Consider the following 12,623-nt stretch of genomic DNA (forward strand, 5'->3'; position numbering starts at 1 on the left):
GGAAAAGAATAATGGCTGAAAATAGTCAATCAAGAATGGCAAGAAGAAAACAGAAACAACATAAAGAAAAAAAGAAAAAATCAACTTGGAAACAGTTGATAAGAATAGTCATCATTGGCATCCTGTTAATCGGAATAGGTGTAGCCGGGTTGTTCGGTTACTATGTGGCTACTGCTCCGGATTTGGATGTGTCGGAACTATCAGCCCCAGCGTCTACCAAGTTATATGATATTAATGGAGACATTTTTGCGGATTTAGGAACAGAAAAACGTTCAACCGTCCAATATAGTGACATACCGAAGATTCTTGAAGATGCAATATTAGCTACAGAAGATGTTCGATTCAAGAGCCATATTGGTATTGATTTCAAAAGAATTGGTGCTGCGGTACTTGCAAACTTCAGGGATGGATTCGGTGCACAGGGTGCCAGTACAATTACGCAACAAGTAGTGAAAGGATCTTTCCTGTCGAATGACAAAGAATTAAAGCGTAAAGTTCAGGAGCAATGGCTTGCATTACAACTAGAGCGGAAATATTCAAAAGAAGAAATTTTTGAAATGTATGTCAATAAAATTTATTATGGAGCAGGTGCCTACGGAGTCGCCACTGCTGCGGAAGTTTACTTCGGCAAAACTGATTTAAATGATTTAACATTAGCCGAAGCCGCTATACTAGCAGGACTTCCACAGCGCCCATCCGCATATGACCCTTTCGTTAATCCTGATCTAACAAAGGAAAGAATGAATACCGTACTGAACTTAATGGTACAGCATAATAAGATCAGTGAAGCGGAAGCAAATGAAGTAAGAGATACGGATGTTGCTGCATTACTAGTTGACAGCAAGAAACAGTATGTAAAGTATGAAAGTTTTATCCAACAGGTTAGAAAAGAAGTGGAAGAAAAAACCGGTGCAGATATTTATAAAGACAGTCTGCAGGTGTATACAACACTTGATCCGGAAGCACAGGAATATACAGAATTTCTATTAAGTAATGAAGAAAATAACCCGATTGATTACAGTGCAGACCCTGATATTCAGGTTGGTATAACATTACTCGATACGAAGTCAGGAGCAATCAGAGCAATTGGCGGTGGACGTAACCGTGATAGTGATGGATGGAACTTTGCCATTGATGGAGATGGACTGCAAGGTGGATCTACCATGAAGCCGATTGTTGCTTACGGCCCTGCTATTGAGTATTTGCAATGGTCGACATATCACCAGCTAAATGATGACAAACCATTCCCTATAGAAGGGACAGATAGTGTTATACGAAATTGGAACAGGTCATATCAAGGATGGATGTCTGCAAGATACGCTTTACAGGAATCCTTAAATGTTCCTGCAGTAAAAACGCTTGATGAAGTTGGCTACAGTAATGCACAGACATTTGCAGAAGGCTTAGGCATTGAATTTGCCAATAACCAAGTTACGATTACAGATGCTATTGGTGGAACAGATACTGGTGTACTTCCGATTGAGATAGCTGGGGCTTATGCTGCATTTGGAAACAATGGTACGTATCATGAGCCTTATTCAGTATTAAAAGTAGAATACCCCGACAGACGTACGGAAGAATTAGCTTCAGAGCCTGAAGAAGCCATGTCCGATTTTACTGCATATATGGTAACAGATATGCTGAAATCCGTTGTTCAAAACGGAACTGGAACAAATGCAAATATTAGTGGTTTACCTATCGCTGGTAAAACCGGTACAACGAACTTAAAAGATCAAGATGGAAGTCCTGATTCCTGGTTTACCGGATATACCACAAATTATACAATTTCCATCTGGAGTGGATATAGTAAAGAACGGAAACCAATTAATAATACCCAATTACCTGTACACATTTTCAGGGAATTAATGCAACACGTGTCCAGTGATGTGGAAACAGCTGATTTTCAAAAACCAGATTCTGTTGTGGAAGTAGCAGTAGAAAAAGGATCTAACCCTGCAAAACGACCAAGTGAATATACACCAAGTTCAGAAATTGTAACAGAGTTGTTTGTTAAAGGTCATGAGCCAAGTGCTGTCTCTGAGAAATTTGATCAATTGGATCCAGTTACAAATCTAGCCGCAGTATATGATGAAGAGGAAGAAAGAATAAATGTGGAATGGGAATATGAAGATATGGAAAACACCACTTTTGAAGTTTCTGTTGCGGCAGATGGCTCTGCAGGTAATGTTACGGAAACAGAAAGTACTTCATTAGAAATTAGCAACATTGAGCAAGGTGGAACCTATACGATTGAAGTTGTTGCTAGGAAAGGCGATACAACGAGTGAACCGGCAACTGTTACGGTAGAGGTTTCAGGGGGAGAAAATGAAGACATACCTCCTGTCCAGCAACTGCAGCAAACATTTGATCAAGACAATCTATCTTCATTAATAACCTGGGCTTATGAACCTAATGGCCCAATCGAATTCAGGATCAGTTTAACGGAAGCAGGAAATATCGTGGATGAATTTACAACAAATCAAACTTCCTTAAACCTTACGCAATTACAGGCTGGAAGAATTTATACAGTTACTGTAACACCAGTGCTAAGAAATGAGGGTGGCGTGACAGGTCCTTCTTCTTCTATTCAGATTAACACACAAGGTTTGGAAGAAGACGAACAAAATAATGAACCACCAGATGAGCAGCAAGAAGAACAGCAAGAAGAGCAACAGAATGGGAATACGAACGAAGGCAATTCCAACGAAAATCAGAATGGCAGTCAGAATAACGGAAATCAGGGGCAAAATCAGCAGGAACAACAAAATGACGCGAATGCCGCCTCACAGAATGGTAACAGCGAACAATCACAGGAAAACATTGAAAGTGAAAATGAACAATAGCAAATAAAAAGATAAAAAACACAGCATGTTAATTATGACATGCTGTGTTTCATTCTTTTTTTCCCTTCTCTGCAAATATCAAGCAATGGACAGACATCACATTGTGGACTTTTAGCCTTGCAATGATAACGACCAAAGAAAATCAGGCGGTGATGAGTGTCGCTCCATTCTTCAATAGGTATCTTCTTCATTAATGTTTTTTCAACCTCTAATACGCTGTCTTTCCATCTGCAGATACCAAGTCGTTTGGAGACCCTTTCCACATGGGTATCAACTGCGATAGCGGGTTCATTAAAAGCTACGGATGCCACTACATTTGCAGTTTTACGTCCAACTCCCGCAAGCTTTTCCAACTCTGCTTTTGATTCAGGAACTTCTCCATTGTGTTCCTCAATAAGGGTCCGACATAATTTTTGGATATTTTTTGACTTATTACGATATAGTCCAATTGATTTTATATCCTGCTGCAACTCTTCTAATGATACATCCAGATAGTCTTCCGGCGTATGATATTTCTGAAATAAATCCTTTGTTACTTTGTTCACTAGTGCATCCGTACATTGTGCAGATAAAACGACTGCAATAAGTAAATCAAAAGCATTGCGATGATTCAACTCACATTCTGCATCTGGAAACATTTCGCCTATAGTATCTAATACATGTCTAATTTGTGTTTTAGTTAACAACACTGGCCCCCCCTGTTACTCTTCTAACCAATTATAATAAAGCTTCTTTCTATGCGAATTATCCTGTTTTGGCTCACTTTTCTGGAATTCATGAAAGGACTTACTTGTCTGTTTAGCTTGATCTAAAGATCTTACCCCTTTCTTTTTCCAGTCAATCAGTATCCGGTCAATATAAGTGAAATTAAGTTTACTCATTAATACTGCTTCTCTAAGTGCAGCATACACCAGATCAATAGAGTATTTCTCTTCATCTAACCACTGGTTTATCCGTTCAATCTCAAATGGAGATAACGGTCTCCCAAACTCCTGTTCAAAGCGACGGAACATTTCGCCGATTTGTACTTCTTCCGTTGATGTTTCCTGATTGCCACCAGCATAAATTTTATGCCAGAGAGTTTCCAGTGAGTACATTTCTTTCAACACCCCACCTGTATCATCTTCTTCGATTTCCAGATACCCTAACTGGATAAGTTTACGAAGATGTTTGGAACACTCCTCCGTTGAAATGGACATCTTTTCTGCCAACTGCTCTGGCGTGGGAAATTGGATACCTGCTGTTTGTGATATATGAATAAACAATAGCAATACTAACTGATGTTCATTTATGCCAAGTTTCTGATAATTTAACATAAGGGCTTTGGGAATGAAAATTTGATCTCCGATTATTTCACTATAGTTTCCTGTCATTTTATTCACCACCTTGTGTAAAAACATGATAATCCTTTGCACAAAATATATGCAAAGGATTATTACAATGAATTATTACTTTTCTTTGAAGATTAAGGATACAACCTGTTTAACAGCCTAGGGAAAGGAATAGTTTCCCGAACATGCTCGACTCCACAAATCCAGGCTACAGTCCGTTCTAATCCTAATCCAAATCCCGCATGGGGAACACTGCCATATTTTCTTAATTCGAGATACCATTTATAAGCATCTCCAGCTAAATTATGCTCTATATATCTTTGTTCCATTAATGAAAGATCATCGATTCTGGCAGACCCGCCAATAATTTCGCCATACCCTTCCGGCGCAATTAAGTCAGCGCATAAAACAACATCGTCTCTCTCCGGATCTGGTTTCATATAGAACGCTTTGATATCTTTAGGATAATGTGTGATAAATACAGGTTTTTCAAAACTCTCAGCAATTGCTGTTTCATGAGGTGCTCCAAAGTCTTCCCCCCACTTAATATCATTAAAACCTTTTTCCCTAAGAAGTTCAATAGCTTTGTCATAGGTAATTCTTGGGAAAGGAGCTTTTATTTTCTCTAATTTTTCAACAGATCTTCCTAATGTATTCAATTCTAATTGACAGTTTTGCAGTACAGATTCCACGATATATTGAACATATTGTTCCTGTACCTCTAAACTCTCCTCATGAGTTGTAAAAGCCATCTCTGGTTCAATCATCCAAAATTCTATCAAGTGTCTTCTCGTTTTCGATTTTTCTGCACGGAATGTCGGTCCAAAAGAGAAAACTTTGCCAAGTGCCATTGCTGCTGCTTCCATATACAGCTGTCCACTTTGAGATAAATAGGCTTCTTCTTCAAAGTACTGTGTATGAAATAACTCCGTAGTCCCTTCAGCTGCGGAACCAGTTAATATCGGAGGGTCTATTTTCATAAATCCTTCCTTTGCAAAAAATTGATAGGTTGCCTGGATGATTTGATTACGAATTTTCATAATGGCATGCTGTTTTTTAGAACGAAGCCATAAATGGCGATGATCCATTAAAAATTCCGTACCATGCTCTTTTGGTGTTATCGGATAATCTTTTGCTTCATGGATAACTTCTATCTTCTTCACTTGCATTTCATAACCAAATGGCGACCGTGTATCCTTAACAATTGTACCAGTAACATATAAGGAAGACTCCTGTGTCAATGATTTGGCAGTAGTGAAGATTTCTTCTGGTACATCTGCCTTAGCAATAACACCCTGTATAAACCCGGTACCATCCCGTAACTGCAAAAATGCGATCTTTCCGCTGGATCGTTTATTCGCTAACCAGGCACCGATTGTAACTTCCTGGTCTAAGTACTTACTTACTTGATTAATAGTTGTTTTCATCTGACATCCTCCATCAACAATGATGTATTATTGGTGAGTTTCGACAAAACGTTTAATTCTATTTGCCGCTTCTTCTAGCTGTTCTAAAGAGATTGCATATGATAAACGAACATTATCGGGTGCTCCGAAACCTGAACCTGGTACTAAAGCTACTTTTTCTTCTTCTAATAAAGCCGAAACCCATTCATCAACCGAATTAAATCCATTCATTTTCACAGCTTCTTTGACATTTGGGAACAAATAGAATGCGCCTTTTGGCTTTACACATTCGATTCCAGGTATTTGCACTATCCATTCATACAACTTTTCTAATCGCTCACTAAATGCTGCTTTCATTTCTGCTACTGGCTCCTGTGTACCTGTATATGCAGCTTCAGCAGCTACCTGTGAAATAGATGTCGGATTTGAAGTGGAATGGGATGCTAAATTTGTCATTGCTTTAATAATGCTGCTATTACCAACAGCATATCCAATTCTCCACCCTGTCATGGAGTGAGACTTAGAAACCCCATTAATGATGATTGTTTTTTCTTTTAAAGAATCAGACAGCTCTGCTATGGAAACATGTTCTGTAGCAGTGTAAGTTAGCTTTTCATAAATCTCATCAGAAACAATAAAAATATCATGCTTTAAACAAACTTCGCCTAGTGCTTGCAGTTCTTCTTTCTCATACATTACACCAGTAGGATTGCTTGGTGAATTTATAATCACCGCTTTTGTCTTTTCAGTTATTGCATTTTCTAATTGCTCTGGAGTTAATTTAAATTCATTTTCCTCAAGCGCATCGACAAATACCGGTTTACCTTCAGCTAATTTTATTTGCTCTGGGTAACTTACCCAATAAGGTGAAGGGACGATAACTTCATCTTCCTTGTCTAATAATACCTGAAACAAAGTATATAAGGCATGTTTGGCGCCAATTGTAACGATAATCTGACCAAGGTCATAATCGAGGTTATGGTCAGTGCTCATTTTTTCTTGAATGGCTTTTTTTAGTTCTATTGTTCCACCGGCTGGTGTATATTTAGTGAAACCATCATACATTGCTTTAGATGCAGCGTCTAATATATGGTCTGGTGTATTGAAATCCGGTTCTCCTGCTCCAAGCCCTATAACGTCATGACCTGCTTGTTTTAATTCCTTTGCTTTTGCAGTAATAGCCAATGTGGATGAAGGAGTTAATGTTTGCACTCTATTTGCTAATTCCATGTATATCACCTTTCTCTATTTTAATGATGGGTTAATTGTTAGTGAATACTTCGATTTATCTTCTAATATTACATGATCATATACTAAATTTTCTTCAAACGAGTAGGTTATTTCCAATGCTGGGTACCCATTTAACATTCCAATTTGTGAATCTATCAATTCACAGTTGGTACATGAGTTCTTCCATTCAGAAAGAATTTCTTCTTCAGAATATAATTCATCCTTATTATATATTTCGTGTTGGAATCCATCTTCCTCCGTAATATAAATATAAACAGCCTTTCCTTGTATTTCAGCTTCTGCCACATAATAGAGAAGATCCCCATGATACCGGTCCATACGGCTAATCTGTTCGATTGCTGGTTCCTGTTCCATCAAATAATCTTCCACCGCCTCATAGCGAGCGGTTTTGTCTTCCATAATCTGATTGTAAATATGTAAACAATATAGTAACACACCGCCTAACAGAATAAGAGCGATGGTACTTATGACAATACTTTTCTTAAGTTCGATAAATGGTGAAAACAGCCTTCTCATGATCTTCCTCACTTAATGTTAGTCCGAACATTAAATCATCTTCTTTTAGCGTTCGGTTTAAACTATCAACAATTTTATACAGATCTTCAGAATAATTAATCTTCACTGTGGATAGTGTAATAATTTTTGATTGATTCATTTCTGACACCCCCAACTATTTAGAAACAACTGTCTTTTTCTATTTTGAGTGAGATTTGATTTTTTTTCAACTAAAAAATGCAATTAACACGGGAAATATGAAAATTTTTTAAGATTATCATATTTCCTGTGCATGATTAGATCTTCAGGACATAATTTCATAATCCTCTTTTGTTAATCGAATGTATATACTTCCGGTCTGTTTTAGAAAATAAGCGTCTATCCAAGAGGCAAACAACCTTTCAACAAGGTCTTCATTAATGTCAAAAGAAGGACTGTAAAAAATAATACCAAGATATGGATCAAGATGCCGAAGTAATTGCTGGGAAGGTGATTCGCCACTCCCAAATGCAGCAATTTTTATGATATCAATTTGCTGCATACTCGCATACAATTTCTCCTCAAATGATATCTCTTTATCATTAAGAAAAAGGACAGACTCTTTGCCGTATTGTAATAAAAAAGTTGCTTCGTCATCTGCATTCTCATCAATAAATTTTATTTTTACATTTTCAGATAAAGATGTGTTTTTTATTTTTGGCCAGTAAGCGAAAACCGAATCCTCAGGAAATTCCGTCTGGTCTTTCGGATAGTTACCTGGAAAGAGGAATTTGGAAACATGGAATTTTTCCATAATTGCCTCTGTATTACCCGCATATTCTTTTTTGAAACTCGTCAATATTAACTGATCAATTTTGTTTACCTTCAATCCTTCCAATTGGTGAAGAAGGTTTTGGTAACTTGACGGAGCACCTGTATTGATTAGTACATTTTCTCCAGTTTCCGTCCTTATTAATGTGGCTTCCCCATTCGGTAAATTTAAAAAAATAATATCAATTTCCTGATTGACTGGTTGCTGTTCTGCAGAGAGAATTACTGGTAACAAAATAGACAAACATATCATCAAAAACCCAATGATCAATTTACCTTTCATTTCAGCCATCCTGCTTTCTCGTGTTTATATATAGGATGACACAAGATAAATTAATTATCAGAACCAATCATTTACTTTTTTTATAAGCTTATGAGTTGATTCAAAGTGGATTGGAACATCTGGTATCGATTCTGTAAAATATCTACCGTATTTTTTTGTAATGATACGCTCATCTAAAACAAAAATAACCCCTTTATCTGTCTCTCTCCTGATCAGCCTCCCGAATCCTTGCTTAAATTGAAATACAGCTTTAGGTAAGGACAGTTCCATGAATGGATTTTTGCCTATCTGTTTATAATACACCGATTTCTTCTCAAACACTGGATCATTTGGTGATTGGAACGGTAACTTCACAATGACAACACAAGAAAGATCTTCTCCAGGTATATCAATTCCTTCCCAATAAGTGTTTGTACCTAAAAGGATCGATTGGGAGAATGATTGGAAGTGCTTGATTAATCGATTTCTACTCCCCGAAGAGATACCTTGCCCAATAATAATGTAGTCAGTTAACTCATTAGATTCCTTTAAAACATAGTAAGCTTTCTTCAACATATCATAAGAAGTGAATAGTGCAAGTATTTTACCATTAAGAACAGTTGCAAGGGAAATCAATGTTTCACAGGCGGCATAAATAAAATCTTCATTATTTGGATACTTAATCTCCGGGAAATCCGATGGAATCATTAACTGGACATTCTGATCATATGGGAAATGTGATTCCAGTTGAAAACAACTGACCTCTTCCCTTGCAATACCCAGTCTGTTTCGAAAATGATCAAAGGAATTACCGATTGTCAGTGTTGCGCTAATTAATATTATACTTTGTTTTTTTTCAAACAACTTGGCAACAAGCTTCTCAGTAGCTGAAAAAAGTTCCCGATTAATGTAAACTGCATTTTGAGCCCCATTTTGTTCAATCTCCAACCATGTTACAAACAGTCCTTTATTAACAAGCAATAATTGTTTCATTTTTTCCATATAAGAAACGAGTTCTCCAATGAGTGAGTTAGAGGAGCCCTTACTATCCTTTAATCGGACAGATATTTTATCCATCTCCATTAATGCACGTCGAACCGCATCTTCAATAACTGTTGTGTCATTAGATGGATGCGCCGGATCCCATATTCGCTGCATCCTCCCTTTATCATTAAATGAACGTTCATTTGTACTGGCATTTTTAACATAAAGAAACAATAACCGGAATAATGAATCCACTTCATACTTAATTCCAGTCAGCAGCTCTTTATCGTTCCCTTCTGTTATCTCATTCTTGTCCAGTTCCATCTTTAAACGCTGCAGGAATGCGATCAACTCAAAATAATTTAATGATTCGCCAAGATACTTTGATGCAATCATATCAAAATGATGTGCCTCATCTAAAATCAGTTTCGAATATTCCGGAATCACTGTTTCATTTGTTTTTAGCTCAAGAGATATTAATGAGTGATTTGTAATGATGACATGAGACTGATCAACTTTCTGTTTAATTCTTTCATAGAAACTGTACTGATCCCAGGTTATATCTTCATGCTTGTTATTTACTACAAGCTGCTGTCTTATATACTGGTCTTTTTTAGGAAATTGAATTTCATCTAAGTCACCAGTTTCCGTTTCAGTTAACCAGATTAATATCATCGCTTTAACCAGCTGATGATGATAGGAATTCTGGGCTGGATCATGTAAGAACGCATCGAATTTTGTTAAACTTAAATAATGATTTTTCCCTTTAACCACCGATGCCCGAATGGTACTGTTAAAAAAATGATTGATTTGCTGCAGATCCTCTTTTAATAATTTTGTTTGTAAATTAACGTTCGATGTACTGATAACGATGGGTTTTCCTGTTGTTAATGCCTCATATACAGAGGGAATTAAGTAAGCAATAGTTTTCCCTATTCCTGTACCTGCTTCTATTATTGCATGTTTATGAGATTGGAAATGATCATAGATTGTTTCACTAATAAACAATTGATCCTCCCGTACTTCATAATTCCGATAAAACTTAGCAAGAAAACCATTCTCCCCATATATCTGATCAAGAAATTCCTGATAAGAAGGATACTCAAAATTTACTTCTCTATTCTTTTCCGGTAACTTCCTAAGAAGGATGCCATTCACTGTCAACAAATCGTCTCGGGAAAGCACAGGTTGATTTGGCAAAAGAAGGCTTAAGTCGGACGTTAGCTTACTTGATAATTGTACTAACTGTTCAAGTAAATGGTTTGGTAATGAATGCAGTTTTTGCAAAATTAGTAAAAACAGATCTGCGGTTACCAATGCATCCGATATTGCACGGTGAGGCATATCGTGAGTAATATACAGAAAATGAGCTAACTCATTTAATTTATAGCCAGGCGCTTTTGGAAAAAATATTCTTGACAGCTCAACAGTGTCTATCTTATATGGCTGGAGTTTGGCCGAACCTATCCGTTCTAATTCTGCATTCACAAAATTTAAATCAAAGTTGATGTTATGTGCAACTAATATGGTCCCTGATAGTACTTCCATAATTTCGCCCGCAACCTCTTCGAATACTGGTTGATCCATAACATCTTCGTTTTTAATGGAGGTTAGCTGGGAAATAAATGTAGGGATTTCTTTCATGGGATTAATTAGTTGATTATATTCCTGAATTATCTCTCCATTCTCTACAATAACAATACCTATCTCAATAATTCTGTCATCTTTTGACGGGGCATGTCCTGTTGTTTCTACATCAAGTATTGCATACTTATTCATTCACTTCACCCCATATTTCTGTTATTAACTTTAATGATTTAATGATGTATAGAAAGAAACTCTTATCAAATTGATAAGAGTTTCTCATACATAAAGTGAGACATTTGATCATAAGGGTTTTCCTATGACCATTAGTAAAACTTATCGGGGTGCTTAAGGTTTGTAATCATACTTGCCTACAATGCAGATAATGGCGGTTCCTGATCAATTAGTTGTATTACTGTATTATTCTCATCCATTATAGCAACCCTCGGTTTAAACCCTTCTAGCTCCTCGTCTGAAACAAGAGCATATGAAACAATGATGATAATGTCTCCCGGTTGCACTAGACGAGCTGCTGCCCCATTTAAACAAATAACTTTACTGCCATATTCTCCAGGAATGACATATGTTTCTAACCTTGCTCCATTATTATTATTCACTATTTGAACTTTTTCATGTGGTAATATTCCTGCTTTTTCTAATATCTCTGCATCTATTGTAATGCTGCCAACATAATTCAGATTGGCTTCTGTTACCGTTGCACGATGAATTTTTGATTTCATCATTGTTCGTAACATCTTATTTCCCCCTAGAATGATACCTATTGAAAAGGATTAGTAACCATTTCACCATAATGATTAAGGATTAAATTATCGATTAGCCTCGCATTACTAAAATTCACAGCAATAGCGATAATGACCGGTTGATCAATCGTGGTTACCTCTTTCAGAGCCGGATATGACCACAGCTCAACATAGTCAATTGATCCATTTGTATGTTTTTTAATATATTTTTTCACTTCATTTAATATATTAGCAGGATTTTTCTCACCGTCAATAATTAATTGCTGTCCAGCTTGTAAAGACCTGATTAACTGTGAAGCTTCTATTCTTTCTGTCTCTGTTAAATAAACATTGCGACTGCTCTTAGCTAAGCCGTCATCTTCCCTAATAGTTGGTACAGGCCGAATCATTACAGGATAATTCAGATCATCGACCATTCCTTTTACGACAGCAATCTGCTGTGCATCTTTCAGGCCAAAATATGCCATATCAGCTTTTGTTATATGGAAAAGTTTTGCCAGAACGGTAACTACACCATCAAAGTGACCTGGACGGCTTTTGCCGCACAGTATACTGGTACGGTTAAGTACATGGACAGATACTGACGGATTCCCCGGATACATCTCTTCTACAGCTGGGAGGAATAAATAATCCACACCATGGTTTTCTGCGATCCTGCTATCGCGTTTCTCATCTCTTGGATATCTCTCGAAATCTTCTCCAGGTCCAAATTGCAGTGGATTGACGAATATACTTACGATAACAACATCTGCCTCTTCTCTGCATTCATCAATCAATCTGGCATGTCCTTCATGTAAATATCCCATAGTAGGTACAAATCCGATAGTGTGGCCTCTAGCCTTTTCTTCAGTTGCTACTTCCGTCATTTCATGTAAACTGCGTATCACTTTCATTAC

At 37.0% G+C, this 12,623-nt stretch carries 11 protein-coding genes; 1 reads left to right on the forward strand and 10 read right to left on the reverse strand.

Annotated elements, in window-relative coordinates:
- Positions 1–11: 11 nt before the first annotated feature.
- Entirely contained in the window at positions 12–2,843 is a 2,832-nt protein-coding gene (locus BMW36_RS01520; protein ID WP_089738273.1) for a PBP1A family penicillin-binding protein, read from the forward strand.
- A gap of 32 nt (positions 2,844–2,875) precedes the next feature.
- On the opposite strand, the gene nth is transcribed toward BMW36_RS01520, so the two are convergent.
- From nth to panC, 10 genes are all read right to left on the reverse strand, one after another.
- Positions 2,876–3,529, reverse strand: a complete 654-nt coding sequence (gene nth / locus BMW36_RS01525; protein ID WP_089738275.1) for an endonuclease III — start codon at positions 3,527–3,529, stop codon at positions 2,876–2,878.
- Positions 3,530–3,544: 15 nt separating this feature from the next.
- Entirely contained in the window at positions 3,545–4,216 is a 672-nt protein-coding gene (locus BMW36_RS01530) for a DnaD domain-containing protein (protein WP_089738277.1), read from the reverse strand.
- Between the two features lie 92 nt (positions 4,217–4,308).
- Complete coding sequence (gene asnS / locus BMW36_RS01535; protein ID WP_089738280.1) at positions 4,309–5,601, reverse strand: asparagine--tRNA ligase; 1,293 nt, start codon at positions 5,599–5,601, stop codon at positions 4,309–4,311.
- A 27-nt stretch (positions 5,602–5,628) separates the two neighbouring features.
- Positions 5,629–6,810, reverse strand: coding sequence for a pyridoxal phosphate-dependent aminotransferase (locus BMW36_RS01540; RefSeq protein WP_089738283.1), 1,182 nt, complete (start codon positions 6,808–6,810; stop codon positions 5,629–5,631).
- 15 nt (positions 6,811–6,825) lie between these two features.
- Positions 6,826–7,347 (reverse strand): hypothetical protein, encoded by a 522-nt coding sequence (locus BMW36_RS01545; RefSeq protein WP_089738285.1) that lies wholly within the window; start codon positions 7,345–7,347, stop codon positions 6,826–6,828.
- A complete protein-coding gene (locus BMW36_RS01550) occupies positions 7,313–7,486 on the reverse strand; it encodes a YpmA family protein (RefSeq protein ID WP_089738288.1) in 174 nt (57 codons plus the stop codon). The genes BMW36_RS01545 and BMW36_RS01550 overlap by 35 nt, the downstream gene beginning before the upstream one ends.
- Before the next feature lie 144 nt (positions 7,487–7,630).
- Positions 7,631–8,419 carry a ComEC/Rec2 family competence protein gene (locus tag BMW36_RS01555; protein ID WP_089738290.1) on the reverse strand — a complete coding sequence of 263 codons (789 nt, stop codon included), beginning with the start codon at positions 8,417–8,419 and terminating at the stop codon, positions 7,631–7,633.
- A gap of 57 nt (positions 8,420–8,476) precedes the next feature.
- Positions 8,477–11,161 (reverse strand): ATP-dependent DNA helicase DinG, encoded by a 2,685-nt coding sequence (dinG, locus tag BMW36_RS01560; protein WP_089738292.1) that lies wholly within the window; start codon positions 11,159–11,161, stop codon positions 8,477–8,479.
- Positions 11,162–11,337: 176 nt separating this feature from the next.
- Positions 11,338–11,721 (reverse strand): aspartate 1-decarboxylase, encoded by a 384-nt coding sequence (gene panD / locus BMW36_RS01565; protein ID WP_089738294.1) that lies wholly within the window; start codon positions 11,719–11,721, stop codon positions 11,338–11,340.
- Between the two features lie 23 nt (positions 11,722–11,744).
- Positions 11,745–12,620 (reverse strand): pantoate--beta-alanine ligase, encoded by an 876-nt coding sequence (gene panC / locus BMW36_RS01570; RefSeq protein ID WP_089738296.1) that lies wholly within the window; start codon positions 12,618–12,620, stop codon positions 11,745–11,747.
- Positions 12,621–12,623 lie beyond the last annotated feature (3 nt).

Source organism: Gracilibacillus ureilyticus (assembly GCF_900111195.1).
GTDB lineage: Bacteria > Bacillota > Bacilli > Bacillales > Amphibacillaceae > Gracilibacillus > Gracilibacillus ureilyticus.

Excerpts from the sequence above, each read along its gene's own strand:
- BMW36_RS01520 (WP_089738273.1), top strand. The coding sequence starts at position 12 with ATGGCTGAAAATAGTCAATCAAGAATGGCAAGAAGAAAACAGAAACAA.
- BMW36_RS01530 (WP_089738277.1), bottom strand. The coding sequence starts at position 4,216 with ATGACAGGAAACTATAGTGAAATAATCGGAGATCAAATTTTCATTCCC.
- asnS (WP_089738280.1), bottom strand. The coding sequence starts at position 5,601 with ATGAAAACAACTATTAATCAAGTAAGTAAGTACTTAGACCAGGAAGTT.
- BMW36_RS01540 (WP_089738283.1), bottom strand. The coding sequence starts at position 6,810 with ATGGAATTAGCAAATAGAGTGCAAACATTAACTCCTTCATCCACATTG.
- BMW36_RS01545 (WP_089738285.1), bottom strand. The coding sequence starts at position 7,347 with ATGAGAAGGCTGTTTTCACCATTTATCGAACTTAAGAAAAGTATTGTC.
- BMW36_RS01550 (WP_089738288.1), bottom strand. The coding sequence starts at position 7,486 with ATGAATCAATCAAAAATTATTACACTATCCACAGTGAAGATTAATTAT.
- BMW36_RS01555 (WP_089738290.1), bottom strand. The coding sequence starts at position 8,419 with ATGAAAGGTAAATTGATCATTGGGTTTTTGATGATATGTTTGTCTATT.
- dinG (WP_089738292.1), bottom strand. The coding sequence starts at position 11,161 with ATGAATAAGTATGCAATACTTGATGTAGAAACAACAGGACATGCCCCG.
- panD (WP_089738294.1), bottom strand. The coding sequence starts at position 11,721 with ATGTTACGAACAATGATGAAATCAAAAATTCATCGTGCAACGGTAACA.
- panC (WP_089738296.1), bottom strand. The coding sequence starts at position 12,620 with ATGAAAGTGATACGCAGTTTACATGAAATGACGGAAGTAGCAACTGAA.